The 24,584-nt window shown below is 67.2% G+C and carries 23 protein-coding genes and 1 pseudogene; 12 read left to right on the top strand and 12 right to left on the bottom strand.

The window, feature by feature from the left end; all coding sequences use genetic code 11:
- Positions 1 to 95 precede the first annotated feature (95 nt).
- The 3 genes from RVF83_RS01885 to RVF83_RS01875 are packed head-to-tail and all read left to right on the top strand — an operon-like array spanning position 96 to position 4,423.
- On the top strand, positions 96 to 728 hold the full coding sequence (locus RVF83_RS01885; RefSeq protein WP_005197785.1) for a TetR/AcrR family transcriptional regulator: 633 nt from the start codon (positions 96 to 98) through the stop codon (positions 726 to 728).
- Between the two features lie 57 nt (positions 729 to 785).
- Positions 786 to 2,690, top strand: a complete 1,905-nt coding sequence (locus tag RVF83_RS01880; protein WP_005197784.1) for an ABC transporter ATP-binding protein — start codon at positions 786 to 788, stop codon at positions 2,688 to 2,690.
- Positions 2,687 to 4,423 carry an ABC transporter ATP-binding protein gene (locus RVF83_RS01875; protein WP_005197783.1) on the top strand — a complete coding sequence of 579 codons (1,737 nt, stop codon included), beginning with the start codon at positions 2,687 to 2,689 and terminating at the stop codon, positions 4,421 to 4,423. The genes RVF83_RS01880 and RVF83_RS01875 overlap by 4 nt, the downstream gene beginning before the upstream one ends.
- Before the next feature lie 73 nt (positions 4,424 to 4,496).
- Here the strand turns inward: RVF83_RS01875 and RVF83_RS01870 are convergent, their stop codons facing one another.
- The 4 genes from RVF83_RS01870 to RVF83_RS01855 are packed head-to-tail and all read right to left on the bottom strand — an operon-like array spanning position 4,497 to position 8,029.
- The gene (locus tag RVF83_RS01870; RefSeq protein ID WP_005197781.1) at positions 4,497 to 5,585 is read right to left on the bottom strand and encodes an NAD(P)H-dependent flavin oxidoreductase; all 1,089 of its coding nucleotides are present in this window, start codon (positions 5,583 to 5,585) and stop codon (positions 4,497 to 4,499) included.
- A complete protein-coding gene (locus RVF83_RS01865; RefSeq protein ID WP_210735901.1) occupies positions 5,582 to 6,382 on the bottom strand; it encodes a CoA-transferase subunit beta in 801 nt (266 codons plus the stop codon). The genes RVF83_RS01870 and RVF83_RS01865 overlap by 4 nt, the downstream gene beginning before the upstream one ends.
- Complete coding sequence (locus tag RVF83_RS01860; RefSeq protein WP_005197778.1) at positions 6,349 to 7,242, bottom strand: CoA transferase subunit A; 894 nt, start codon at positions 7,240 to 7,242, stop codon at positions 6,349 to 6,351. Before RVF83_RS01860 ends, RVF83_RS01865 begins: the two co-directional genes overlap by 34 nt.
- A gap of 1 nt (position 7,243) precedes the next feature.
- On the bottom strand, positions 7,244 to 8,029 hold the full coding sequence (locus RVF83_RS01855) for an enoyl-CoA hydratase family protein (protein ID WP_005197772.1): 786 nt from the start codon (positions 8,027 to 8,029) through the stop codon (positions 7,244 to 7,246).
- Positions 8,030 to 8,120: 91 nt separating this feature from the next.
- On the opposite strand from RVF83_RS01855, the gene RVF83_RS01850 reads away from it, so the two are divergent.
- From RVF83_RS01850 to RVF83_RS01840, 3 genes are read left to right on the top strand one after another with little or no spacing between them, the layout of a single operon-like run.
- Complete coding sequence (locus RVF83_RS01850; protein WP_005197766.1) at positions 8,121 to 8,909, top strand: SDR family oxidoreductase; 789 nt, start codon at positions 8,121 to 8,123, stop codon at positions 8,907 to 8,909.
- Between the two features lie 43 nt (positions 8,910 to 8,952).
- Positions 8,953 to 9,849, top strand: a complete 897-nt coding sequence (locus RVF83_RS01845) for an SDR family oxidoreductase (RefSeq protein ID WP_005197764.1) — start codon at positions 8,953 to 8,955, stop codon at positions 9,847 to 9,849.
- Positions 9,846 to 10,223 (top strand): hypothetical protein, encoded by a 378-nt coding sequence (locus RVF83_RS01840; protein WP_005197762.1) that lies wholly within the window; start codon positions 9,846 to 9,848, stop codon positions 10,221 to 10,223. Before RVF83_RS01845 ends, RVF83_RS01840 begins: the two co-directional genes overlap by 4 nt.
- A gap of 78 nt (positions 10,224 to 10,301) precedes the next feature.
- Here RVF83_RS01840 and RVF83_RS01835 read toward each other — a convergent pair whose 3' ends face one another.
- Positions 10,302 to 10,958 (bottom strand): GNAT family N-acetyltransferase, encoded by a 657-nt coding sequence (locus tag RVF83_RS01835; protein WP_005197761.1) that lies wholly within the window; start codon positions 10,956 to 10,958, stop codon positions 10,302 to 10,304.
- A 156-nt stretch (positions 10,959 to 11,114) separates the two neighbouring features.
- Here RVF83_RS01835 and fadD8 point away from each other — a divergent pair, with 156 nt between their 5' ends.
- Positions 11,115 to 12,761, top strand: coding sequence for a fatty-acid--CoA ligase FadD8 (gene fadD8 / locus RVF83_RS01830; RefSeq protein WP_039880315.1), 1,647 nt, complete (start codon positions 11,115 to 11,117; stop codon positions 12,759 to 12,761).
- 101 nt (positions 12,762 to 12,862) lie between these two features.
- On the opposite strand, the gene RVF83_RS01825 is transcribed toward fadD8, so the two are convergent.
- Entirely contained in the window at positions 12,863 to 13,822 is a 960-nt protein-coding gene (locus RVF83_RS01825; protein WP_005197755.1) for a helix-turn-helix transcriptional regulator, read from the bottom strand.
- An 86-nt stretch (positions 13,823 to 13,908) separates the two neighbouring features.
- Here RVF83_RS01825 and RVF83_RS01820 point away from each other — a divergent pair, with 86 nt between their 5' ends.
- Positions 13,909 to 14,514, top strand: coding sequence for a TIGR03086 family metal-binding protein (locus RVF83_RS01820; RefSeq protein WP_005197752.1), 606 nt, complete (start codon positions 13,909 to 13,911; stop codon positions 14,512 to 14,514).
- 9 nt (positions 14,515 to 14,523) lie between these two features.
- Here RVF83_RS01820 and RVF83_RS01815 read toward each other — a convergent pair.
- Positions 14,524 to 15,769 (bottom strand): annotated as a pseudogene (locus RVF83_RS01815) (cytochrome P450).
- Positions 15,770 to 16,051: 282 nt separating this feature from the next.
- On the opposite strand from RVF83_RS01815, the gene RVF83_RS01810 reads away from it, so the two are divergent.
- Entirely contained in the window at positions 16,052 to 16,660 is a 609-nt protein-coding gene (locus tag RVF83_RS01810) for a TetR/AcrR family transcriptional regulator (protein WP_005197749.1), read from the top strand.
- On the opposite strand, the gene RVF83_RS01805 is transcribed toward RVF83_RS01810, so the two are convergent.
- Both RVF83_RS01805 and RVF83_RS01800 read right to left on the bottom strand, forming a co-directional pair.
- The gene (locus RVF83_RS01805; RefSeq protein WP_005197747.1) at positions 16,657 to 17,151 is read right to left on the bottom strand and encodes a nitroreductase family deazaflavin-dependent oxidoreductase; all 495 of its coding nucleotides are present in this window, start codon (positions 17,149 to 17,151) and stop codon (positions 16,657 to 16,659) included. The two genes, RVF83_RS01810 and RVF83_RS01805, sit on opposite strands and share 4 nt — an antisense overlap.
- 7 nt (positions 17,152 to 17,158) lie before the next feature.
- A complete protein-coding gene (locus RVF83_RS01800) occupies positions 17,159 to 18,322 on the bottom strand; it encodes a steroid 3-ketoacyl-CoA thiolase (RefSeq protein ID WP_005197746.1) in 1,164 nt (387 codons plus the stop codon).
- 344 nt (positions 18,323 to 18,666) lie between these two features.
- Between RVF83_RS01800 and RVF83_RS01795 the strand changes: the two genes are divergently transcribed.
- The 3 genes from RVF83_RS01795 (at position 18,667) to RVF83_RS01785 (ending at position 21,184) form a co-directional block, all read left to right on the top strand.
- Positions 18,667 to 19,986: a cytochrome P450 gene (locus tag RVF83_RS01795; protein WP_005197743.1), complete on the top strand. Its 1,320-nt coding sequence runs from the start codon at positions 18,667 to 18,669 to the stop codon at positions 19,984 to 19,986.
- Positions 19,983 to 20,432: a nuclear transport factor 2 family protein gene (locus RVF83_RS01790; RefSeq protein WP_005197741.1), complete on the top strand. Its 450-nt coding sequence runs from the start codon at positions 19,983 to 19,985 to the stop codon at positions 20,430 to 20,432. Before RVF83_RS01795 ends, RVF83_RS01790 begins: the two co-directional genes overlap by 4 nt.
- Before the next feature lie 203 nt (positions 20,433 to 20,635).
- Complete coding sequence (locus RVF83_RS01785) at positions 20,636 to 21,184, top strand: carboxymuconolactone decarboxylase family protein (RefSeq protein ID WP_039880312.1); 549 nt, start codon at positions 20,636 to 20,638, stop codon at positions 21,182 to 21,184.
- A 43-nt stretch (positions 21,185 to 21,227) separates the two neighbouring features.
- On the opposite strand, the gene RVF83_RS01780 is transcribed toward RVF83_RS01785, so the two are convergent.
- From RVF83_RS01780 to RVF83_RS01770, 3 genes are read right to left on the bottom strand one after another with little or no spacing between them, the layout of a single operon-like run.
- Positions 21,228 to 22,406 carry a thiolase domain-containing protein gene (locus RVF83_RS01780; protein WP_005197737.1) on the bottom strand — a complete coding sequence of 393 codons (1,179 nt, stop codon included), beginning with the start codon at positions 22,404 to 22,406 and terminating at the stop codon, positions 21,228 to 21,230.
- On the bottom strand, positions 22,406 to 23,455 hold the full coding sequence (locus RVF83_RS01775) for a thiolase domain-containing protein (RefSeq protein WP_005197735.1): 1,050 nt from the start codon (positions 23,453 to 23,455) through the stop codon (positions 22,406 to 22,408). Before RVF83_RS01775 ends, RVF83_RS01780 begins: the two co-directional genes overlap by 1 nt.
- Positions 23,455 to 24,498: a Zn-ribbon domain-containing OB-fold protein gene (locus RVF83_RS01770; RefSeq protein ID WP_005197733.1), complete on the bottom strand. Its 1,044-nt coding sequence runs from the start codon at positions 24,496 to 24,498 to the stop codon at positions 23,455 to 23,457. The genes RVF83_RS01775 and RVF83_RS01770 overlap by 1 nt, the downstream gene beginning before the upstream one ends.
- Positions 24,499 to 24,584: the final 86 nt, after the last annotated feature.

Here is a 24,584-nt window from a genome sequence, read left to right as displayed (position 1 = left end):
ACCTGCGCATAGCAACTCCGCTTGGCCGGGTTCGTCGTACGACGGACCCGGCCAAGCGCTTGCTAGGGTGATGGGCAGACTCTCCAGGAGGATGCGTGTCCCCACGTGGCCAGACGAAGACCAATGACAAAGCCGGCGCCGACACCGCCGTCCGTTCGTCGCGCCGCGACGAGTTGCTCGCCACCGCCGGGCGGATGTTCGCCGAGAACGGCCTGCGTTCGACGACGGTTCGCGACATCGCCGACGCCGCGGGAATCCTGTCGGGAAGCCTCTATCACCACTTCGACTCGAAGGAGTCGATGGTCGACGAGATCCTGCGCCGATTCCTCGACGACCTGTTCGCCCGCTACCGCGAGATCGCCGGAGCGGGACTCCCGGCAAGCGAGACGCTCCGTGGGCTCGTCGTGGCGTCGTTCGAGTCGATCGACGCGGAACGCAACGCGGTCGCGATCTATCAGGACGAGGCCAAGCGGCTGTCGGGGCAGGAGCGCTTCGGCTACATCGGCGAGCTGAACGTCGAGTTCCGCCAGCTGTGGCACGCGGTCCTGCAGCGTGGTGTCGACGACGGTGAGTTCCGTCCGGATCTCGATGTCGAACTGGTCTACCGCTTCATGCGCGACACCGTGTGGGTGGCCGTGCGCTGGTACCGCCCGGGAGGTCCGATGTCCGTCGAGTCGATCGCCGATCAATACCTGTCGATCGTCCTGGACGGCATCCTGCCCCGCTGACCGCAGTGAGTTAGGGTACCTTTCCCTACGGTGGCCGGCGGCCGATAAGGTGCGGCTATGACAATTGGCGGAACACAAGTGGCCGCACCTGCGCCGACTCCGGAGCCCGAGGACGCGCCCGACGATCCGAAGGCCGCGCGGACCAAAGCCCGTGCGGAGGCCAAGGCCAAGGCGGCGGCTCTCGCCGATGTGCTGGCACCGGTGAAGACGCGCACCGTTCTTGCCCAGTTCGTCCAGATCTTCGCCTCGGCCGCCACGGTGGTGCCCTTCATCGGCATCGTCGAACTCGGTCGCACGCTGCTGGCGTCGGGACCCACCGACACCGGCCGCGTGTGGTTGGTCGTGTGGCTCGTCGTCGGCGGGCTCGCGGCGCGGGCCCTGTTCGCGTTCCTCGCGCTGGCGATCACCCACTTCGCCGACCTCGACCTCCAGGCACAACTCCGAATCCGCATCGCCGACAAGCTGGGTCGGCTCCCGCTCGGCTGGTTCAGCCGCACCAGTTCCGGTGCGGTGCGCAAATCGGTGCAGAACGACGTCGCGGACCTGCACTACCTGGTCGCCCATGCCCAGGTCGAGGCGACCGCGGCGGTCCTGTCGCCGATCTTCGCGCTGATCTACTGCTTCGTCCTCGACTGGCGACTCGGTCTGCTCGCGCTGGCCACCGTGCCGCTGTACGCCCTGACCTACTCCTACATGGCGCGTGACCTGACCGCCGAGATGGAGAAGATGGACAAGGGTGTGGCCCGGATCAGCGCCACCATCGTCGAGTTCATCGCCGGCGTCGCGGTGGTCAAGACGTTCGGGCAGACCGGAAAGGCCCACCGTCGCTTCATCGATGCCGCCGACGAGTTCAACGACGACTTCGCCGGCTACATGGGCCCGATGCTGCGCGTGCAGGCCATCACGACGGTCCTGATCTCCGCTCCGCTGATCCTGCTGGTCAACCTCGGTGTCGGCTACTGGTTCGTCGACAAGGGCTGGGTCACGCCGATCGAGCTGGTCGGTTCGACGCTGATCGCGATGATCCTGCCGACTGCGCTGCTCACCGTCTCGACGGCGGTCCATACCCGTCAGCAGGCCTCGGCTGCGGCACTGCGCATCGCCGGCCTGCTCGCCGAACCCGAACTGACCATCCCGGAGAACCCACAGGTGCCCGCCGGCCACGACGTGCGAATCGACAACGTGCACTTCACCTATCCGCCGCGTCTCGGCGTGCCGTCCGGGGTGAAGGCGCTCGACGGCGTCAGCGTCGAACTCGCCGAAGGCACCGTGACCGCGCTGGTCGGGCCGTCGGGCAGCGGCAAGTCGACGCTGGCGACCCTGCTGCCGCGTTTCGGCGACCCCGACTCCGGATCGGTGCGCATCGGCGGCGTCGACGTCCGCGACATCGCTCCCACCGAGCTCTACCGCCACGTCGGCTTCGTGTTGCAGGACGTGCAGCTGCTGACGATGTCGGTCCGCGACAACATCCGACTCGGCCGGCCCGAGGCCACCGAGGAGCAGGTCCACGACGCCGCTCGTGCGGCCCAGATCCACGAGCGCATCCTGGAACTGCCCGACGGTTACGACACCGTCGTCGGCGACGGTGCACACTTCTCCGGCGGTGAGGCGCAACGCGTCTCGATCGCTCGCGCACTGCTCGCGGACACCCCGATCCTCGTTCTCGACGAGGCGACCGCCTTCGCCGACCCGGAGTCGGAGGCGCAGATCCAGCAGGCCATCGGTGCGCTGATGGTCGGGCGGACGGTTCTGGTCATCGCACACCGGCTCGGTTCGATCACCCACGCGGACAACATCGTCGTGCTGGACCGCGGGCGCGTCGTCGAACAGGGACGTCAGGACGAGCTGGTCGCCAACGGCGGTCTGTACGCGTCGATGTGGGCCAGTTACGAGGCCGGCACCACCCGGCAGGACGAGAAGATCGCGCTCGGCGTGGTCGGAAGTGACGAGGTGGCGCGATGATCCGCGGTTTCTACACGATCCTGGGTTCCGAGCGCGCCCGGATGGTCGTCTTCCTGAGTTGGGTCGTCCTCTACGGCGTCGCCCAGGGACTCGCGATGCTCACGCTCGTCCCGATCACCGAGAACCTCCTCGACGGTGACCTCTCGGCCGCCGCGAAGTGGTTGTGGCCGTTGGCCGTTCTGGTGGTCATCTGCGCGGTCAGCGCCTACATCCAGTCCCTCAAGGGCATGACGATGGCCCTCTACGCGATGCGCATGCTGCACCACCGGCTCGGCGACCACATGGTCACGCTGCCGCTGGGCTGGTTCACGCGCGAGCGGATCGGCGACGTCTCGCAGATCGCGGTCAAGGGAACGATGTTCGTCGGCAGCACCGGCGCGCACTACATCACGCCGGTCGTGGTGAACACGGTCAGCTCCGTGGTCGTCGTGCTGGGGATCTGCTTCTTCGACTGGCGGATCGGGTTGCTGATGGTCGCCGGGACACTGGTCCTGATGTACGTCGGCAAGCTGTCCAGCCAGTTCTTGTCGAAGGCGGAGCGCCGCAAGCGGGCCGAGGCCGTGAAGGTCAACAACCGGGTACTGGAGTACGCGCGCTGTCAGGCGGTGCTGCGGGCCTTCGGTGCCGCCGACTCCGCGCACGCACCGCTGGCCGAGGCCCTCGGACAGCAAGCGCGCGTGGGCAAGTCGATGCTGTGGCGCTCCATCCTCGGCATCCTGCTCAACGGCCTGACGGTGCAGGTCGTGTTCAGCGCGGTCCTCGCCCTCGGTGCCTGGCTCGCGGTGGCCGGCCACATCGAGCCGGCCCTGCTTGTCGCCGTGTTCGGTCTTGCCGCACGCTTCTTCGGACCGATCGGCGAACTCGCCGAACTCGGTTCGACGCTGCGTATGTCGACCGACGAGATCAACCGCATCACCGGTGTCCTCGACACCGACCGCATGCCGGTCCCGGATCGGCCGAAGCCGATCACCGAGCCGGGCGCGATCGAACTGTCGAACGTCGCCTTCGGTTACGAGAACGGCGCCCCGGTGCTGCGGGATGTGTCCCTGCGGGCGCAGCCGGGCACCATGACCGCACTCGTCGGACCGTCGGGTTCGGGCAAATCGACCATCTTCCGTCTGATCGCCCGGTTCTACGACGTCGACGGCGGTTCGGTGAAGGTCGGGGGCGCCGACGTCCGCGACCAGGAGACCGGTGCCCTGATGGGTCAGCTGTCGCAGGTTTTCCAAGACGTCTACCTCTTCGACGACACCCTGTGGGAGAACATCAAACTCGGCCGTCCCGACGCCACCGACGACGAGATCCGCGCGGCCGCGGAGACGGCCGGCGTCACCTCCATCGTCGAGCGCCTTCCGGATGGCTGGAACACCGCCGTCGGCGAAGGCGGTTCGGCGCTCTCCGGTGGTGAGCGTCAGCGTGTCTCGATCGCGCGTGCCCTGCTCAAGGACGCCCCGATCGTGCTCTTCGACGAGGCGACGTCCGCCCTTGATCCCGAGAACGAGTCGCACGTCGCCGAATCCATCCGGCGCCTCGCCGACCGAAGTACCGTGCTGGTCATCGCGCACAAGCTGTCGACCGTGATCGCCGCCGACCAGATCGTCGTCCTCGACGATGAGGGCGGCGTCGACGACATCGGCACCCACGACGAGCTCCTCGGCCGCGGCGGCCGTTACACCGAGTTCTGGAACCAGCGAACCGCCGCGGCCGGTTGGACGCTCACGCCGTCGTCGTAGGTCTCGAACACAGAATGCGGGGTGGGTGCCGGAATCCGGCACCCACCCCGCATTCTGCGAGCGTCTCGAAGGGTCAGCCCAACGACCCGAGCGTCTTCAGGCGGTCGTGGGCCTGCGTCATGATCGACTGGATCAGCTCGTCGCAGCTGGGCAGATCGTCGATCATCCCGACGACCTGACCCGAGGCGAGAACGCCTGCGCGGGTGTCGCCCTCGACGAGACCGGCCTTCAGCAGCATCGGAGTGTTGCCGGCCATGATGACCTGCTGCCAGGTGCGTTCGCCCGACTTCTTCATCGTGCGACCGTCTTTGAGCATGGTCGTCCAGCGCATACCGGTCATCTGCTTGAACTCGTTGGCATTTCGTGCCGCGGCGAACAGTGCCTTGACCGGGCTCCCGCTCTCCAGTGCCTCGACGAGCGGGGTGCGCAGCACGCGGTGGGGCATGCCGTCAACCTTCACCGAGACGACGGTGTCGTTCAACCCGCGCTGCAGGTACTCCTGCTTGACCGAGTCGGGAACCGCGCTGTCCGAGGTCAGCAGGAAACGGGTGCCCATCGCGACGCCCTGGGCGCCGTAGGCGAGCGCCGCGGCCAGGCCACGACCGTCGAAGAAGCCGCCGGCCGCGACCACCGGCATATCGATGTTCTTCGCTGCCAGGGCATCCAGCACCGACGGCAGCAGCAGGGTGGTGGCGACCGGACCGGTGTGTCCGCCGCCCTCGCCGCCCTGCACGATGACGGCGTCGGCGCCCCACGATGCGACCTTCACCGCATGCTTGGCCGCACCGATCGACGGGATCACGACGATGCCGTGGTCCTTGAGCTTCGCGATCAGTTCGGGCTTCGGGGCGAGCGCGAACGACGCGACCTTGACGCCCTCACGGATCAGGAGATCGATCCGTTCCGGCGCGTCGGTGGCATCGGCACGCATGTTCACGCCGAAGGGCTTGCTGGTCAACGACTTCGTCTTGGCGATGGCCGCCTCGAGTTCGCCGTAGGTCATCGTCGCCGATGCGAGGATGCCGAGGCCGCCGGCGTTCGACGTCGCCGAGGTCAGCGCCGGCCCGGATACCCAGCCCATGCCCGTCTGCACGATCGGGTACTCGATTCCGACCAGTTCGGTGAAGGAGGTGGAGAGACCTGCCGCTCGTGCGGGACTCATCGGACTTCCTTGTTGCGAACGCCCTTGGGATCGAGCACGTCTCGAATGAGGCCGAGTTCTTCCGCGGTGGGCTGCCGCGTCTCCGGAGCGTCGGCGAGGCCCTCGATCTCGAATCCCGTGTTCTCCGCGACCTCGTCGGCGGTGACCCCGGGATGCAGCGACAGCGCCCGCATCGTGTGACCCGCCCCGCCGAAGTCGAAGACGCCCAGGTTGGTGACGACCCGATGGATGTTCAGATCGTCGTACGCCGGGTTGTCGGGGTCGACCTTGTCGAATCCGACGCCGGACACGATGTCGACCGACTTTCCGAAGACGCGTGCCGAATGACGAGGCACCCAGTAACTCGTCGGGTGGTTGATGGTGTTGCCGGGCGCGCCACGAACACCGAACATCTGTCGCGTCGGGTGCTGCAGTGGCCCGAACGCCGACAGGTTCTGGTTCCCGTGACGATCGATCTGGTTGGCGCCCATGACCACATGGCGACGACCCGACGCCACGACGTCGAACACCTTGCGGAACGGCATCCAGCCCTCGATGGGGCCGGTCTTGCCGACCGGCGGGGTGTCGGCGAGGATCAGCGCCTCGCCGTCGGTGATCAGGAGGTCGGGTTCGGTGGTCAGTCGTGCCAGGCGAGCGCCCAGCAGGGGGACGGGCGCCATCGGCGACGCCATGATCTCGCCTGCGCCGGCGAAGATGTCGGCGCACGAGATGACGCAGTACTCGGCACGAGTCGCTTCGGTGGAAACCTGGGTCTCGGCGGTGCTCACTGTCCGTCCTCCTTCTGCTCGTCCTGCCATGCGCTGACCTCGCGCTGGTAGGTCTCCTCGTCGACCTGGAGGAACCTGCGGGAGAAGGCCTCCCACGTGTCGGGTTCCTTGGCGCTGGCGACGTAGAACTGCTGGAACTTCTCATCGCGCCCGTACTCGCCGGCAAAGGTGAAGTGGGCTCCGTTGGGAGTGTGCACCACCCGGTCGACGTTCATGCGGTTCAGCAGAAGCCGCTGATGCGGAACGGTTTTCACCAGCACTTCGGTCGAGACGATCTGGTCGGTCTCCAGATAACGACGCTCGGCGGCCGCACAGTAGAGATCGTCGAAGTACGGGTCGACGCCGGTGTAGGCGGCGTTGCCGTGCGCATCGGCCAGGTCCAGGTGGACGAAGGCGGCATCGAGCTTGAGCGCAGGCATCGCGATCAGCGTCTGGGTCCGGCCGTCGGCGTCGGGATACGGGGATTCGACGGTCTTCAGTTCACCCTCCCAGAACTTCAGCACGTCGGAACCGAGTCCGGCGCGGATCGGGAGGAACGGCAGGCGGGCCGCCGCGGCCTCGAGGCCGCACTTGACCATGCCCTCGTCCATCTCACGGACCTCGATCTCGCCGTTGGTGCGCGCCTTGGCAAACCACGGGTCGTAGAAGGGGGCGGAGTCGAGCGAGACGAAACCGTAGTAGGCGCGACGCACCTTGCCTGCGGCGCAGAGCAATCCGAGATCGGGGCCACCGTAGGTCACGACCGTGAGGTCCTTGACGTCCGAGCGGGCGATCGCGCGGACCAGTGCCATCGGCTTGCGGCGCGAACCCCAGCCGCCGATGCCGATGGTCATGCCGTCGCGGAGCTCCGCGACGACGTCGTCGAGAGTGCTTGTCTTGTCGGTCGGCATCTCAGGCGTGTCCTCCGTTGTGAGAAGCGTTCGAGGCGAGTGGTTTACCGGTCGAGACGAAGGCATCGCGATGCTCGTCGGCGACGCCGGCCAGGTTCAGCTCGAAGGTGAAGCCCTGTTCGAGGCGGTAGCTGGCCTTCACATCGATCGGGTCGATGTGGTTGATGGCCTCCTTGGCCGCCCGGATGACCCGGGTGTCCTTGGCGGCGATGGCCTCGGCGACCTCGAGCGCGGCGTCGAGGAGCTCCTCGCGGGGCACGACGCGGTAGATCGAACCGAAGTGCTCGAGCTGTTGGGCCGTCACGTTCTTCGCCGTGAAGTAGAGGGTGCGCATCATGTGCTGCGGCACCAGGCGCGCGAGATGTGTTGCCGCCCCGAGTGCTCCGCGATCGACCTCGGGAAGCCCGAAGACCGCGTCGTCGGAGGCGACGATGACGTCGGCGTTGCCGACCAGACCGATGCCGCCGCCGACGCAGAAGCCATTGACCGCGACGATCACCGGGACCGCGCAGTCGTAGACGGCGCCGAAGGCCGCCGCGCATCCGCGGTTGGCGCCGATGAGGGCGTCGAAGCCCTCGGTGGCCTGCATCTCCTTGATGTCGACGCCGGCGTTGAAGCCGCGTCCTTCGGCGCGCAACACCACGACGTGCGTGGCCGGGTCGACGCCGGCTGCGGTGACCGCATCGGCGAGTTCGAACCACGCGGCCGATGGCAGCGCGTTGACCGGCGGGTAGTCGACCGTGATGGTCACGATGCCGGATTCGGTACGTGTCGTGGTGATCGGCACGCGTGCTCCTCTCGTGGCTGCGATGTCAGCCTCGTGGGCTGCGCAAGCATTGAACCAAGCAAGTGCTTGGTTGTTTGGTAGGGTAGCACCCATGCAGACGCAGTCACAGGCCGAGCTGGGCCTGGTCGGAAAGGTTGTCCTGGTCACCGGCGGTGCACGAGGGGTTGGCGCGGGTATCACCCGAGTGCTGTCGGCGCTCGGCGCCCGGCCGGTGATCTGCGGTCGGAACGCGGACAATCTCGCCGACGACCTCCGCGACATCGACTTCTTCTCCTGCGACGTCCGCGACGCCGCGGCCGTCGAGGAGATGATCGACGGCATCGTCGGCCGCGCCGGACGCATCGACGGAGTGGTCAACAACGCCGGCGGATCGCCCTTCGCGCTGGCCGCCGACGCCTCGGTCCGTTTCGCGAGCAAGATCGTCGACCTCAACCTCCTGGCGCCGCTCGCTGTGGCCAAGGCGGCGAACGCGATCATGCAGACGCAGCCGGACGGTGGCGCGATCGTCAACGTCTCGAGCGTCAGCGGGCACCGCCCGTCGCCGGGCACCTCGGCCTACGGTGCGGCGAAAGCCGGCCTCGACAACCTGATGACCTCGCTCGCCGTCGAATGGGCTCCGAAGGTGCGGATCAATTCGGTCGTCGCCGGACCCGTCGAGACCGAACAGTCACACCTCCATTACGGAGACGACGCCGGGGTGGCGGCCGTCGGGGCCACCATTCCGCTCGGCCGGATGGCGACACCCGTCGACGTCGGGAACGCCGTCGCATTCCTGCTCTCGCCGCTGGCCGGTTACATCAGCGGTTCGACGCTCACCGTGCACGGCGGGGGCGAGAAGCCGGCCTTCCTCGACGCCGCGACCGCCGGCAACGCCGTCTGACCATCCCGCACACCCAGTCTTCGCAGTTCAGAAAGGAAACACCTTGAGTAGCAAGTTGAATGAGGGCCGCGTCGTCATCGTGACCGGCGCCGGACAGGGCATCGGACGAGCCCACGCTCTCGCTTTCGCCGCCGACGGCGCCAAGGTCGTGGTCAACGATTACGCGGAGGATCTCGCTACCGAGGTCGTCGACGAGATCACCACGGCCGGCGGCGAAGCCGTCGCATCGGTGGGTGACGTGGCCGACTGGCAGAGCGGCGAGGCCATGGTGGCCACCGCCGTCGACACCTTCGGTCGGCTCGACGTGCTCGTCAACAACGCCGGTTTCGTGCGTGACCGCATGCTCGTGTCGCTGACGGAGGACGAGTGGGATGCCGTCATCCGCGTGCACCTCAAGGGGCACTTCGTCGGCTTGCGTCATGCCGCGGCCTACTGGCGTGCGGAGGCCAAGGCGGGGCGCACGCCGCAGGCACGGATCGTGAACACGAGTTCCGGTGCCGGACTCTACGGTTCGATCGGACAGGGCAACTACGTCGCCGCGAAGGCGGGCATCTCCGCGCTCACCATCCAGGCGGCTGCCGAACTCGGCGGCTACGGCGTCACCGTCAACGCGATCGCGCCGGCTGCCCGTACCGCGATGACCATGGGTGCCGGTGACGCGATGGCCGAACAGATGGCCGCGCCCGCCGACGGCTCGTTCGACGCGATGGACCCGGCGAACATCTCACCGCTCGTGGTCTGGCTCGGCTCGCCGGAGTCGGCGTCGGTGACCGGCCGGGTCTTCGAGATCGAGGGCGGCAAGATCTCGGTGACCGACGGTTGGCAGCGAAGCGTGGAACGCGACAAGGGATCTCGCTGGGAGGTCGCCGAACTCGGCCCGGTGGTCGAGGAGATCCTGGCGAAGGCGCCGGTCCCCATGCCGGTCTACGGCGCGCGGTGACCTCGGCGGATCGAGATCAGCAACGGATCGCGGCGGCCCGGGCGTATGTCGACGCCCTGGTCAGTCACGACCCGTCGGCGGTGTCGTTGCATCCCGACTGCACCCGCGTCGAATTCGGCGTGCGGACCGGACGCAACGGACCGCACATCGCCCGCAGCCTCTCGAACGGTCCGCAGTTCCGCCTGATCCACCGGGTCTCGGACTTCACCGCGACGGTCGATGGGCACAGCGTCACCACCCGATATGTGGTGCACGTCCGCCCGCAGGCCCTGCGCCTCGGGGCTCCGGTGTCGGAGACCTTCGTCGTCGACGAGGAGAACCGGATCCGGGCGATCGTCGCGCGGTTCGGGTTGCCGCGACCCCAACCCGCCTGAGCTGCAACGCAGAACGGCCACAAACGACCGAACCCACCAGCCCCTGCGGGATGGTGGGTTCGGTCGTCTGCGCTGGAGCTAGGCGCCGGGTGCGCGCACGACCATCGGCACGCCGGGGAAGTAGGCGGCCATCTCCGAGCGCGACTTGCGCAGGGCCGCGGTGCCGTAGCCGGACTTGCGGTGCTGGGGGTGAATCCAGATGCGCAGGTCGACCTCGCCGTTCTTGAGCTCGCCGAAGACGAAGCCGACCTTGGAGTCTCCCTCCACGGCGACGAGCCACACGGCCTCCTCGGCGTCGACGCGGTCGGTGGCGGCGCTGATCTCAGCGGCGACGTCACCGGCCGGCGCGCCCGAACCGTCGCCCGCGGTGCCCAGTTCGTCGGTGCGGGCCGCGAACAGTTCCGCGTCGGCCTGCGGGTCGAACGGACGCAGGTCGAGGGTGTCGCCGCTGCTGGCGGGGCGCTCGGCCAGGGTGAAGGTGAGGGCGCTGTTGAGGTCGTCGAGCTCGGCCTGGTTCTTGCGGCGCTCGTCCTTGGTCAGCTGGTCGAGCTTCATGTCCAGGATCGCCTTCGCGCCCAGCTGCGACTTGCCGAGCAGCTCCGCGATGGCGGTGACGGCCTCGTCGTGATTCTCCGCGTCGACGATGGCGTCGAGGACCTCGTGTCGACGCTCCAGTGCGGTGAGCAGGGCGTCGGCAATGTCGCGGCGAGTGGTGGCCTGGTCAAGATCAGTCATGCTTCGATCCTAGGACACCGCGGCCGTTCCGGGGGTCGGCCTCATAGGCGTGGAAACGCCGAGATCTGCGTCGAGGTAGAACGTGTTCCAGGGCGGAGAACCGCGATTTTGGTGGACCTTCTTTCCAGAAGCTGTAACACGTCCTAGTCTTGTGGCATGACGAACGAGGGTACGACGACCGCACCGACCGACTTCGATCACCTTCGCGGGGGCACGCACATGGGCGACCTGATGGTCGCCGCGCTGAAGCGGCACGCCGATCGCACGGTGTTGTCCCTGGGGGACACGGAGATGACGGGCGGCGAGATGGCCGCCGCGATCAGCCGCTACATCCAGGCCTTCGAGGGGCTCGGCGCGGGCACCGGCACCGCGGTCGGTCTGCTGTCGCTGAACCGCCCCGAGGTGCTCTTCGTCATCGGTGCCGGCCAGACGCAGGGGTGGCGACGCACCGCGCTGCACCCGCTCGGCTCCCTCGACGACCACGCCTACGTCCTCGCCGACGCCGGCGTCTCGACCCTCATCATCGATCCGGTGCCGATGTTCGTCGAACGCGCGGCGGCGCTACTGGAGCGCGTCCCCGGCTTGAAGCAGGTGCTGACCCTGGGTCCGGTGCCCGAGCAGTTGTCGGCCCAGGCCCGCGACGTCATCGCCGAGGCAGACGGCTTCGAGCCGAGACCGCTTGTGGCGGCCCATCTGTCACCCGAGCACGTCGTCTCGATCACCTACACCGGCGGCACCACCGGAAAACCCAAGGGCGTCATCGGAACCGCCCGCGCGATGGCGACGATGACGCAGATTCAGCTCGCCGAGTGGGAATGGCCGGAACACCCGAGGTTCCTGCTCTGCACGCCGCTGTCGCATGCGGGCGCCGCCTTCTTCATCCCGACCCTGATGAAGGGCGGATCGATGGTGGTGCTGTCGAAGTTCGATCCCGCCGAGGTCCTCAAGACCATCGAGGAACAGAAGATCACCGCGACTATGCTCGTGCCGTCGATGCTGTACGCGCTGATGGATCACCCGGATTCGCGGACGCGTGACCTCTCGTCGCTGGAAACCGTGTATTACGGTGCGTCGCCGATCAATCCGGTGCGTCTCGCCGAGGCGATCGAACGGTTCGGTCCGATCTTCGCCCAGTACTACGGACAGTCCGAGGCACCGATGGTGATCAGCTACCTCGCCAAGGGCGATCATCCGGGACCGGGGGACGACCAGCGCCGCCTGAGCAGTTGCGGCCGGCCGTCGGCGTTCCTGCGCACGGCTCTGCTCGGTCCCGACGGCAAGCCCGTCCCTCAGGGCGAGCCGGGTGAGATCTGTGTCGCCGGACCGCTTCTCGCGGGCGGCTACCTCGGCCTCCCGGAGCAGACGGCCGAGACCTTCCGCGACGGCTGGCTGCGTACCGGTGACGTCGCGCGTGAAGACGAGGACGGCTTCTGGTTCATCGTCGACCGCACCAAGGACATGATCGTCACCGGTGGCTTCAACGTCTTCCCCCGCGAGGTCGAGGATGTCGTGGCCGAGCATCCGGCCGTCGGCCAGGTCGGCGTGATCGGTGTGCCCGACGAGAAATGGGGTGAGGCGGTCACAGCGATCGTCGTGCTGCGTGCCGACGCGGACGCCGACGACGCTGCGAAAGAACGCATCACCGCCGAGATCCAGCAGACGGTCAAGGATCGAAAGGGTGCGGTGCAGTCTCCGAAGCGGGTCATCTTCGCCGACTCGTTGCCGCTGACCGCGCTGGGCAAGCCCGACAAGAAGGCGCTGCGGTCGCAGTACTGGGCCGACTCCGAGCGCGGGGTCGGCTGACCTCAGTCGTCCTGAAAACCGCACCTGAGAAGCACCCCTGGGCACCGCCCGCGACAGCCAGTCCGTCGACACAGTGTCGGGCCGATCGTGGGAGGTGCTTCTCAGGGGCGTTTTTCGTTGTCGGAGAGGACTGCTCGCGCCCGGTCCGCCAGCGTCTCCCGGACCCACGCCGGTTCGAGTACGACGATGTCGCGGTCGAACATCAAGCCCCACAACGCACCAGTGGCATGCCGGTGGTCGGCGAACCGGAGTTCGACGCGCTGCCGGTCTCCGGCATCACTCGCCATTTCTGCGGTGAGCGCGGTTGCCCGGATCGTCTCGACGTCCGCGGGGGCGCAGTCGACCACCACGTCGACCGGATCGAACGAGGACCGGAACGCCGAGCGCCGACGCCGCCAGATCTCCTCGAGATCGACGTCCTCGTCGCGCACCGCCGGCTCGTCGAGGACCTCGACCTCGCTCATCCGGGACAACCGGTACATCCGTTCCTCGGCCCCCTCGCGCGACCCCACGCCGTGCGCGACGAGGTACCAGGTGTCGCCGGCGATGATGAGCCCGACCGGATCGAGGAGCCGTTCGCGTGCCTCGTCGGCGTCACGCGGGCGGTAGCGGGTGCGGATACGCCTGCCCGCGAAGACCGCGAAATGCACCGGATCGAGCGCATGGAGTCCTTCCGGCCTGCGCACGAATCCCTCGGGACGGACGAGTACCCGCTGTGCGGCCCTGACCGCGGTTCCCCGGTACGCCTCGGGAATGGCCGCGGTGACCTTGCGCATCGCACTGGCGAAGGCAGGGGAGTCGAGCCGGCCCGTTCCGGCGAGCAGTGAGGTCGCCTCCTCGACTGTCAGACCGGTGAGGTCGGTGCGGTAGCCGGGGACCAGCGAGAAGCCGCCGTGCCTGCCGCGCTCGGCGTACACCGGGACCCCGGACAGCGAGAGTGCCTCGATGTCGCGCAGCACGGTCCGCTCCGACACCCCGAGTTCGGCGGCGATAGTCGACGCAGTCACCCGATCGTGTCTCTTGAGCAGCATCAGGACCGCGATGAGGCGTTCGGCGCGCATGCCGTAATCATCTCGCAAAAATATGACAGAAGATGTCAGGTTTCACGGTTTGACTGGACTCGTCAGTCAGCGAGAGAGGAAAGACAATGAACGCACCGACCACCCCACCGGATCCCCGCCCGGCCTTCGCGGCCGCCACCACCTGGGTCACCGGACTGCTCTCCGAGGTGACCGCCGAGCAGTTGGCCGCGCCGACGCCGTGCGACGAGTTCGACGTCCGCACGCTCGGGGCCCATCTGCTGGCAACGGCACAACGAGCGGCGGCGCTACCCGAGGGGGTCGACGTACGGGCCATGCCGTTCATCGCCGACCGTTTCGACGCACAGGAGTACGCAACGGCGGTGGCGCGGGCGGTCGACCTATGGTCCGACGACGCCACGCTCGCCAGGATGGTGCAGGTGCCGTGGGGTGAGGTGCCCGGCGCCGGCGCGTTGTGGGGTTACGTCAACGAGACGATCGTGCACGGATGGGATCTCGCGGTGGCGACCGGGCAGCCGTCGGAGGCCGTCCCGGACGCCGCCACCGACACACTCGCGATCGTCCGCCGGTTCATCCGGCCCGAGATCCGCCAGGACCCGAACGTCCCCTTCGGCGTCGTCGTCGAACCACGCGACGGGGCGGGGCCCGTCGAGACTCTGGCGAACTGGTCCGGACGAGATTCTGCCGCATGGGTTTCGGCGGCGACCCCGTGACCCCGGTGATCAGCTGCGATACGCGACGTCGAGCTGCTTGACCCCGTTGAGCCATCCCGACCGCACCCGTTGCAGTTCGCCGAGCCGCGCGATGTCGGGCAGGGTGTCGGCGATGGCGTCGAAGATCAGGTTGAGTTCGAGCCGGGCCAGATTGGCGCCGATGCAGAAGTGCGCGCCGTTGCCGCCGAAGGACAGGTGCGGGTTGGGATCTCGGGTGATGTCGAAGGTGAACGGGTCGTCGAAGACCTCTTCGTCGTAGTTCGCGGAGCTGTAGAACAGCCCGACGCGCTGGCCGGCCGCGACGTCGACGTCGCCGATTCGGGTGTCGGCCAGTGCGGTTCGCTGGAAGCCGTGGACCGGCGTGGACCAGCGCAGGATCTCGTCGATGGCCGTCGCCGGGCGGTCCCGCTTGTAGAGATCCCACATCTCCGGGTGGTCCAGAAAGGCGTTCATCCCGTGCGACGTCGCGTTGCGGGTGGTCTCGTTGCCCGCGGTGATGAGCAGGACGACGAAGAAGCCGAACTCGATCTCGGTCATCCCCTCGCCGTCGATGTCGGCCTCGATGAGGGTGGTGATCAGGTCGTCGGTCGGATTCTTCCGCCGTTCCTCGGCCATCGCGTAGGCGTAGGCGAGGACCTCGGCGTTCGCGGTCGCCGGGTCGATGGTCTCATCGGGGTCGTCGTTGTTGATCATCGCGTCGACCAGCACGTGAAGCCGTTCGCGATCGGCCTGCGGCACGCCGATGAGGTCCAGGATCGACTGCAGGGGCAGGTGTACCGCGATGTCGTCGACGAAGTTGCCGCGGCCCTTCGCGGCCGCGGCCTCGACGATCTCGTGGGCCGACGCCGCCAGTTGTTCCTTGAGAAGGGCGACGGCTCGCGGAGTGAACATGCGCGACACGATCTTTCGTAATCGTGTGTGCTCGGGCGGGTCGTGATTGATGAGCAGCGCCTTGGTGAGTTCGATCTGGTCCGGGGTCACGAAGTCGGGGAGTCGGAGGATCGCACCATTGGCGTTGGTGGACCATACCTGGTGGTTCTTCGAGATCTCCCGGACATGCGCGTGCTTGGAGATCACCCCAGAATCCGGCGTCGGTGAACCCGGACGTCCCCTCCGGCTGCGCGTTCCACCAGACCGGTGCAGTGCGCCGGAGCTCGGCGAACGCCTGCACCGGTATGCCGTGCTGCTGAAGCAGATCGGGGTCGGTGAAGTCGAAGCCGTGGTGGAACGGGCCGGACTTCGTCGGTGTCGTCATCTCGAACCTCCGGTCGACGAGCACGCGCGTACGCGGTGTGTGATGCGTCACCGCACCATACATCGATTGGTTATCCGTATGGTCTATCGCGACGCGCTCGCTCCCTGGTCTGAGGGACGTGACACCAACCCTCGCTGACCGGGACTGAGGTGCGAGGAGCGCAAGGCGCCGGGCAGAGTGGTGACGAAGGGGAGTATCGAAGTCGACGGCCACGCCGCTTCTCGAAGCCTGGCGAGACGACCTCGTCAGGGCCCTCGAACGGGCCGGTAGGCTCCTGAGCTGATGCGCACACACGGTTGGGGCGGCCAGGTCCCCGTCAACGATGCGGAGGCGGTTGCGCGCATCCTGGCGGCGACCCGCACGACCATCGACCGGCGCGGCACGGCCACCAGCATCGCCGACGTGGCACGCGAACTCGGGGTCACCCGGCAAACCGTCTATCGCTATTTCTCCGGCACCGAAGAGTTGTTGTCGGCGACCGCACTCGACGCCGTCGGAGGACTACTCGAACGCGTGATGACACGACTGGCGGGCATGACCTCACCCGACGCGGCGATCGTGGAAGGCATCGCCGCAGTGCTCGAGGAGCTCGCCGAGGACGACTACGTCGGCGTGCTACTGCGGGCCGACAAGCTGAGCGTTCCGGTGGTCGGCGGATTCACGTCCGACGACGCCAGACGATTCGCGCGGACGATGGTCGACCGGCTGGAGGCCAGCTGGGATGACCACGGTTACGACGACGCCGCGCTCGACCTCATTGCCGAAATCGTTTTGCGCACATTGCAATCGATGGTGCTCGACGCAATGTCGCACCGGACCGGCGCCGAGCTGCGCGCGGTCCTCGACGCCTGGGCCGGCGCCGCGGTACGGGAGCTCGCGCGACGGGGTTAGCTCTGCGCCGGCTCGCAGATGACGACCGGGATCGTCCGGTCCGTCCACGCGACGTACGTGTCGAAGTCGGCGTAGACCTCGACCAGTTCCGGCCACACGTCGGCGCGTTCGGCCTCGGTGGCGGTACGCGCCGTGAGCTCGAAGGTCTCCTTGCCCAGCTGGATGGTGACGGCCGGATTGTCGCGCAGATTGAGGTACCAGGCCGGGTGTTTCGCCGAGCCGCCCTGCGACGCGACGACGACGAACTGGTCGCCGCGACGAAGGTAGACCAGCGGCACCGTCCGGGGTTCACCCGATTTGCGTCCGATGGTGGTCAGCAGGCACACCGGCGCGGGCTTCTTCAGGCCCGCGCCGACGCGCCAGGTGCCGCCGATGCGGCCGCCGGTTGCCTTGTACAGCCGCGTGTTGATCCGCGAGCCGACCTTGATGAGGGTGCCGACGATCGGCGAATCGAGTTGTGCGGGCTTCTTGTCCGGGTCGAGGAGGGGCATCCGATACTCAGATGCGCTCGAGGATGGTGCCGGTGGCCATCGCGCCGCCCGCGCACATCGTGATGAGAGCGGTCTGACCGTCGCGACGCTCGAGTTCGTGCAGTGCGGTCGTGATGAGGCGGGAACCGGTGCTGCCCACGGGGTGTCCGAGGGCGATGGCGCCGCCGTTGACGTTGACGCGGTCCATGTCGGCGTTGTGGACCTGCGCCCAGCTGAGCACGACCGAGGCGAAGGCCTCGTTGATCTCGACGATGTCGATGTCGGACAACGACATTCCCGACTTCGACAGGACACGCTCGGTCGCCTGGACCGGGCCGTCGAGGTGGAAGTGGGGTTCGGAGCCGACGAGCGCCTGTGCCTTGATGCGGGCGCGCGGGGTGAGTCCGAGCGCACGGGCCTTGGCCTCGTCCATGATCAGCACGGCGGCGGCGCCGTCGGAGATCTGCGACGACGTGCCGGCGGTGTGGATGCCTCCCTCGAGAACGGGCTTGAGCGCGGCGAGGGATTCGAGGGTGGTCTCGCGCAGGCCCTGGTCGCGGCTCACGTCGATGATGTTGCCGGTGAGCTCGCCCTCCTTGGTCCGCTCGGGCGCCTTGAACGAGAGGATCTCGCGGTCGAAACGGCCCTCGTCCCAGGCCTGGCGGGCGAGGCGCTGGCTGCGCTCGCCGAGTCCGTCGACATCGGCGCGGGTGATCCCGCGGCGCCTGGCGATCCGTTCGGCCGCCTCGAACTGGTTCGGGAGGTCCACGTTCCACGAGTCCGCGTGGTACGGGCCGGCGTTGGTACCGACGTTCGCGCCGAGCGGCACGGTGGTCATGGTCTCCACGCCGCAGGCGATGCCCACCTCGATGGCTTCCGAGGCGATGAGTCCGGCGATGAGGTGGTTGGCCTGCTGGGCCGATCCGCACTGGGCGTCGATGGTCGTGGCGCCGGTGTGTTCGGGGAGCCCGGCGGACAGCCACGCCTTGCGGGAGACATTGCCCGCCTGCGACCCGGCCTGCGTGACGCAACCGCCGACGACCTGCTCCACGAGAGCCGGGTCGATACCGGCCTTCTCGATGAGACCGCGCTGCGTGATGCCGAGCAACTCCTCTGCATGGAGGCCTGACAACCACCCGGCACGCTTGCCGATCGGCGTGCGTACTGCTTCCACGATGACCGGAACGCCCATCTCCACTCCTTCGTTCACCCGGCGGAACCAGTCCGTCGTCTGCGTGTAGACGGCACTTCGACGGAGGTGCCGAGGCCGTTCATTCAAGCTAGAACATGTTCTATGTTTGCGTCCATAAGCGGCCTTCGGCGGCTGTCCTCGGCCGCGTCGAGCGGCGTCGAGACGACCGCCTCGTAGCCGGCGGAACCGGGTCGATACTACGCCCTCTTCGGCCCAGACCTGCAGGTGGGGGCGATACGATAACCGAAAACTAGAACAAGTTCTCATCGGGGGCTGTCGCGTGTGTCACAATGTGGTCTAATGAGAGTGAAACAGGTTCTAAATCTCCAGCGAGGTGGTGTGACGTGACCCAGGCCCAGAGTGCCCCGATCGGCAGTGAGCCGACCACGGCGGATTCTGCGCGCACGAGCCCTTCCGACGTCGTCGGCAAGTGTGCGTTCATGGAGCAGGAGGGGTGGGATTTCACCAACCCGGACCTGCTCGAGCAGGGAATCCCAGTGGAGGAGTTCGCGCAGCTCCGTAAGACCGCACCGGTCTGGTGGAACGCCCAGGCGCCCGGCAAGGGTGGTGGCTTCCACGACGGCGGGTACTGGGTGATCTCCAAGCATGCCCACGTCCGCGAGATCTCCAAGAACAACGATGACTGGGAGACCAACGCCAACGGCGTGATCATGCGCTTCGAGGATGACATGACCTCGGAGCAGATCGAGATCACCAAGGCGCTGCTGATCAACCACGATCCGCCGGAGCACACCCGTCTGCGCAAGCTGGTCTCCAAGCTGTTCACTCCCCGTGCGGTCCATTCGCTCGAGGAGAAGCTCGACGACGCCGCTCGCGAGATCGTTTCGCGCGCAGCGCAGAAGGGGTCCGGCGACTTCGTCAAGGATGTTGCCGTAGACCTGCCGCTGCTGGCCATCGCCGACCTCCTCGGTGTTCCCCAGGAGGACCGCGAGAAGCTGTTCGACTGGTCGAACTCGATGATGAACGCCGACGATCCGGACTACACGACGGATCCGCAGCAGGCCAACGCCGAGATCCTCGGCTACGGCTACCAGATGGCCGAGGAAAAGCGTCGCAATCCGGGCGAGGACATCGTCACCACTCTCGTCAACGCCGACATCGACGGCCAGCATCTCGACGAGACGGAGTTCGGTTTCTTCTTCATCCTGCTGACCGTCGCCGGCAACGAGACCACGCGCAACGCGATCAGCCACGGCATGAACGCCTTCCTGGACAACCCCGACCAGTGGGAGCTGTTCAAGAAGGAACGTCCGGCGACCGCGGTCGACGAGATCGTCCGCTGGGCCACCCCGGTCAACGCCTTCCAGCGAACCGCCAAGCGCGACACGCAGATCGGCGGCGTCGACATCAAGAAGGGCGAGCGCGTCGGAATGTTCTACGGCTCGGCCAACTACGACGAAGATGTCTTCGACGATCCGTTCTCGTTCAACATCCTTCGCGACCCGAACCCGCACGTCGGCTTCGGCGGCAACGGTGCGCACTTCTGCGTCGGCGCCAACCTGGCACGCATGGAGATCAACCTGATGTTCAACGCGCTTGCCGACCTCGTCCCGGACATCACCAAGCTCGACGCACCGCGTCGTCTCCGCCACGGGTGGATCAACGGTGTCAAGGAACTCCGCGTCGACTACGGGACGAAGTGACCGCAGCTGAAGAGGCGCCCGCGTACCTGAACATCGACCGCGAGAACCATCCCGCGGTCGTGGCGGGGCGTCGTTCCCGAGAATTTGTGGAGTCCCGCGACAAGCAGGCGTGGATCGACAACTTCGCGCCGGACGCCATCGTCCAGGATCCGGTGGGCCCCTCGATGTTCGACCCGGAGGGTGTCGGATTCCGGGGGTACGACCGCATCTCGGAGTTCTGGGACAAGTCGATCGCAGCGACCGAGAGCATCGAGTTCCGCTTCGACGAGGAGATCATCTGCGGGAACGAGGTCGCCTACATCGGCAGCATCGTCACCCACATCGCAGGTCACGTCTCCGAAGCGCGCGGGGTGTTCACCTATCACGCCGACTCGGAGGGTCGCCTCTCGGCGCTCCGGGCCTACTGGGAGGTCGAGAAGACGATCAACTCGGTGCGCAAGGCCTGACCTCGCACAACGATCCGCCGCGGGCGGGACCGGTGACCACGTCACCTGTCCCGCCCGCGGTGTTTGTCGTGGGTGGTGTCCGTCGAGGATCAGATGCGATGGCCAGAAGATTCGACGCCGAGGGGCTGGCCGCGATGGCGCTGCCGGTCACATACTGGGTTGCGCGGCATGCGCAGCCGCCGACGCCGATGGGAGGGACGGGTATGCGGGCGCTACATCGAATCCGACACTTCATCTTCGCGTTCGGGCAGGCGAAACGGCACCGCACCGACCTCATCCGGCACATCGGACGCCGTCCGCTGCTGGCCGGGGCGACGGTCGGGGTGGAGACCGCCATGCTGCTGTCCAACAAGATGGACCCGAAGCTGAAGGATCTCGCCGAGTTGAAGGCCGCCGGGATGGTGAGTTGCGAGTTCTGCCTCGACATCGGTTCGGTGCTGGCGACGAGTTCCGGCGTCACCGAGCAGCAGATCCGGGATCTGCCGCGATACCGGGACTCGGCGGCCTACAGCGAGATCGAGAAACTCGTCATCGCCTACGCCGAGGCGATGACCCTGACCCCGGCGGTGGGCGACGACCTGGCAGACCTGCGACGGCGCCTCGCTGAACACCTCACGGAGACGCAGATCGTCGAACTGGCGATGACCGTCGCCTGGGAAAACCAACGGGCACGGCTCAACCAGTCACTGGGCGTCCGTCCCACCGGAATGTCCGACGGCGCGACCTGTGCTCTGCCGGAACCGGCTTCGTAGCATTCATACGCACATAGCGCGTATGAATGCTACGAAACACTGGTCAGTGGAGCGGTTTGTCGGCCCCGACGAGCCACATCGAGAAGTACTGTGAACCACCGCCGTAGGCGTGCCCCAGGGCCTTGCGGGCACCGTCGACCTGGTGGTCGCCGGCCTTGCTCATGACCTGGATCGCGGCTTCGGCGAAACGGATCATGCCCGACGCGCCGATCGGGTTCGAGGACAACACGCCACCCGAGGCGTTGAGCGGGATGCGGCCGCCGATCTCGGTGTCCCCGGATTCGGTCAGCTTCCAGCCCTGACCTTCGGCGGCGAAGCCGAGGTTTTCCAGCCACATCGGCTCGAACCAGGAGAACGGCACGTAGATCTCGGCGACGTCGATCTCGTCGAGCGGGTTGCTGATGCCACCCGACTTCCACAGGGCGGCCGCGGCATCGCGTCCGGCCTGCGGGCTCACCACATTGCGATGTGCGTAGGACAGCGGCTCGGTACGCATCGCGGTGGCGTGAATCCAGGCGACCGGATTGCCGGCGGCGACCGCGTCGTCGGCGACCTGCTCGTCACCGATCACGACCGCACATGCCCCGTCCGAGGACGGGCACGTCTCGTCGTAACGGATGGGGTCCCACAGCATCTGCGAGCTCATGACCTTTTCGACGCTCTGATCCGGCTGATGCAGGTGCGCCAGGGGATTGAGGGCGCCGTTGCGACGATCCTTCGCCGCGACCATCGCGCCGATGTGCTCCGGAGCGCCCGACTGGCGGATGTAGGAACGCACGTGCGGAGCGAAGAAGCCGCCCGCGCCGGCGCCGACCGGCTTGGTGAACGGCACCGGGATCGACAGCGCCCACATCGCATTGGACTCGGACTGCTTCTCCCATGCGACGGCGAGCACGCGCTTGTGGACGCCGGCGAAGACCAGGGAGGCGGCCACGTTCGCCGTCGAACCGCCGACCGAGCCGGCGGTGTGCACGCGGATCAGGCGCTTGCCGACCGCACCGATCGCCTCGGCCATGGCGAGTTCGGGCATCATCGACCCCTCGAAGAGGTCGGGTGCCTTGCCGATGACGATCGCATCGATGTCGTCGAGGGAGACCTTCGAATCGATCAGTGCCGCATCGATGGCCTCACGGACCATCCCGGCCATCGTGACGTCGGATCGTTTGGCGACGTAACGGGTCTGGCCGGTACCGAGGACCGCCGCACGGTTCTTGTGCCCCATCAGTTTCCGCCTCCCGCATTGTTCTGAGCGCTCAGGGTGACCACCATGTTCTGCTGCAACAGCGGACCACTCGTCGCGTGGGCGACGGCCGTCCCGGCATTGCCGCTGAGGATCTCGTGGGCCGCATAGCCGATGCGCTGTAGGCCGGCCGAGAACAGCGAGTTGCCGGCCAGCGCGCCGCCGGACGGGTTGATCCGCACCGAATCGGGGAGCTCCAGGGCGTTGCGCACGATGATCTCCTGGTGGGAGTACGGCGCGTGGATCTCGGCGACGTCCACGGCGCGATTCGCATCGCCGAACGCGGTGTCACCGGCGAGCTTCGTCGACGGCGAGACGGTGAGATCCCGGGCACCGAAGTTCGGGGTGTCGATGCGGTGGTCCCAACCCGTGACGAATGCCGGGTTGGCCACCAGCTCACGGGCTTTGCGTTCACTGGCGATGACGACCGCGGCGGCCGCATCGGTGTACGGCGCGATGTCGTGAGGGCGCAGGGGATTCGCGACGTAGCCGGCCGCCAGCAGTTCGTCGACGGAGCCGCCGGAGGTGCGGGCGCCGATCGCGGCCATGTCGGCCTCGGTCCAGGTCCCAGCCTCGATGCCGGCCCGTGCCTGCAGTGCCGCGAGCGACCGGGCGTCCGGGTGCAGCGGCGCGACCGTGTAGGGGTCGGTCTGCAAGGCGAGGGTCTGGTCGGTGTTACCCGCGGAGGCCTTGCCGAAGCCATAGGCCAGGGCGAGGTCGACCTCGCCGGTGGCGATCTTCACCCAGGCCTCGTACAGTGCCCAGGCACCGTCCATCTCGACGTGGGACTCGTTGATCGGCGGCATCGCGCCGATCGAGTCGATCGCAGAGATGAACGAGAAAGCGCGTCCGGCAAGGTAATCCGATGATCCGCTGCACCAGAACTCGATATCGGTCCGGGCGATACCCAGTTCGGCGTAGAGCTTGTCGAAGCAGGGGATGAGCATCTCGACACCGTTGGTGGTGCCGTGGGTTCCCTCGACGTTGGGGCTGTGGGCGAACCCGATGATCGCGATCGGCGGCAGTGTCATCAGAGGTGATCCTTGTAGGTCTCGTATTCGGCGTCGGGTTCGCCGGTGGGTGCGAAGTGGCTGATGTTGCCGATCGAGTACTCCCACTCGTCCTCGGGGAGCCAGACGGCCTTGACGCGCATGCCCATTCGGACGTCGGCGGCCTCGCAGTCGAGGATCAGGTGGAGGAAGGGGATGTCAGCGCCGTCGAGGAGCACGTACGCCGCGACGTAGGGCGGTTTGATCCGCTGCCCCTGGAACGGCACGTTGACGATGCAGAAGGTCGTCACGATGCCGGTGTGCGCGAGTTCGACGCGTTCGACGGCCGGCGACCCGTCGGCGGGGCTGACCCCGCGGGGCGGAAAGTAGACGCGACCCTCGTCGACGCCGGAACCGATCCGGGTGCCGATCAGCTTGCCTGCCTTCAGCCCCTCGAGGTAGACGGACTCCTCCTCGTTGGCGGAGTGCGTGATCTCGGTCCGGACGGGGGTCGGGATGACGACGAGGCCGGTGTCGGCGCCCTTCGGTGCCGCGGCGGTGTTCTCCGGTGCGGCATCGGTGTTCTCACCCGGCGCGAAGTACGCGATGTCGTCGATGCGGCCGATCCGTGCCGCGGAGAACACCGCGTGTACACGCTGGCCGGTCGAGATGTCCGACGGCGAGTCGACCGAAATCGCATGCAGCAGCGCGGTGTCCGCGCCGTCGAGTTTGATCAGCGCCCAGGCGAACGGCTTGTCCAGCGGCTGCCCCGGCACCGGGTCGTCGTGCCAGGTCCAGCTGGTGACGGTACCGACGGTCGAGACCTCCACGATCTCCGTCGACGGCCGTCCGGTGACGGGATCGAATTCGACCGGCGGCACAGACACTTTGCCGTCGCTGCCCTTCGACCCCACGATCCGGCCGTCGCGCAGTGCGAGCGCGAACTGGCTCAGCACCGGGCCCAGTGACCGGGTGTAGTCGAAGGAGTTGATCAGGGGAGCGGTCAGGATCGGGGACTTCGGCTCGGGCACCGTGGCAACGGGACTGGCGATGGGGTTGCCGGCGGCGGGAGACGTTACGCTCATGCTCACAACTTGAGTAGAACACGTTCTAGTATTGGACACAAGATGCATGTCAGGCCGCGAGATTCCCGACGGCCCGGCGAGAGGGG

Origin of the sequence: Gordonia rubripertincta (assembly GCF_038024875.1) — a bacterium.
Classification (GTDB): domain Bacteria; phylum Actinomycetota; class Actinomycetes; order Mycobacteriales; family Mycobacteriaceae; genus Gordonia; species Gordonia rubripertincta.
This window is presented reverse-complemented; position numbering and strand designations above follow the sequence as displayed.

Excerpts from the sequence above, each read along its gene's own strand:
- RVF83_RS01880 (WP_005197784.1), top strand. The coding sequence starts at position 786 with ATGACAATTGGCGGAACACAAGTGGCCGCACCTGCGCCGACTCCGGAG.
- RVF83_RS01875 (WP_005197783.1), top strand. The coding sequence starts at position 2,687 with ATGATCCGCGGTTTCTACACGATCCTGGGTTCCGAGCGCGCCCGGATG.
- RVF83_RS01870 (WP_005197781.1), bottom strand. The coding sequence starts at position 5,585 with ATGAGTCCCGCACGAGCGGCAGGTCTCTCCACCTCCTTCACCGAACTG.
- RVF83_RS01865 (WP_210735901.1), bottom strand. The coding sequence starts at position 6,382 with ATGGCAGGACGAGCAGAAGGAGGACGGACAGTGAGCACCGCCGAGACC.
- RVF83_RS01860 (WP_005197778.1), bottom strand. The coding sequence starts at position 7,242 with ATGCCGACCGACAAGACAAGCACTCTCGACGACGTCGTCGCGGAGCTC.
- RVF83_RS01850 (WP_005197766.1), top strand. The coding sequence starts at position 8,121 with ATGCAGACGCAGTCACAGGCCGAGCTGGGCCTGGTCGGAAAGGTTGTC.
- RVF83_RS01835 (WP_005197761.1), bottom strand. The coding sequence starts at position 10,958 with ATGACTGATCTTGACCAGGCCACCACTCGCCGCGACATTGCCGACGCC.
- fadD8 (WP_039880315.1), top strand. The coding sequence starts at position 11,115 with ATGACGAACGAGGGTACGACGACCGCACCGACCGACTTCGATCACCTT.
- RVF83_RS01825 (WP_005197755.1), bottom strand. The coding sequence starts at position 13,822 with ATGCGCGCCGAACGCCTCATCGCGGTCCTGATGCTGCTCAAGAGACAC.
- RVF83_RS01820 (WP_005197752.1), top strand. The coding sequence starts at position 13,909 with ATGAACGCACCGACCACCCCACCGGATCCCCGCCCGGCCTTCGCGGCC.
- RVF83_RS01810 (WP_005197749.1), top strand. The coding sequence starts at position 16,052 with ATGCGCACACACGGTTGGGGCGGCCAGGTCCCCGTCAACGATGCGGAG.
- RVF83_RS01805 (WP_005197747.1), bottom strand. The coding sequence starts at position 17,151 with ATGCCCCTCCTCGACCCGGACAAGAAGCCCGCACAACTCGATTCGCCG.
- RVF83_RS01800 (WP_005197746.1), bottom strand. The coding sequence starts at position 18,322 with ATGGGCGTTCCGGTCATCGTGGAAGCAGTACGCACGCCGATCGGCAAG.
- RVF83_RS01785 (WP_039880312.1), top strand. The coding sequence starts at position 20,636 with ATGCGGGCGCTACATCGAATCCGACACTTCATCTTCGCGTTCGGGCAG.
- RVF83_RS01780 (WP_005197737.1), bottom strand. The coding sequence starts at position 22,406 with ATGGGGCACAAGAACCGTGCGGCGGTCCTCGGTACCGGCCAGACCCGT.
- RVF83_RS01775 (WP_005197735.1), bottom strand. The coding sequence starts at position 23,455 with ATGACACTGCCGCCGATCGCGATCATCGGGTTCGCCCACAGCCCCAAC.
- RVF83_RS01770 (WP_005197733.1), bottom strand. The coding sequence starts at position 24,498 with ATGAGCGTAACGTCTCCCGCCGCCGGCAACCCCATCGCCAGTCCCGTT.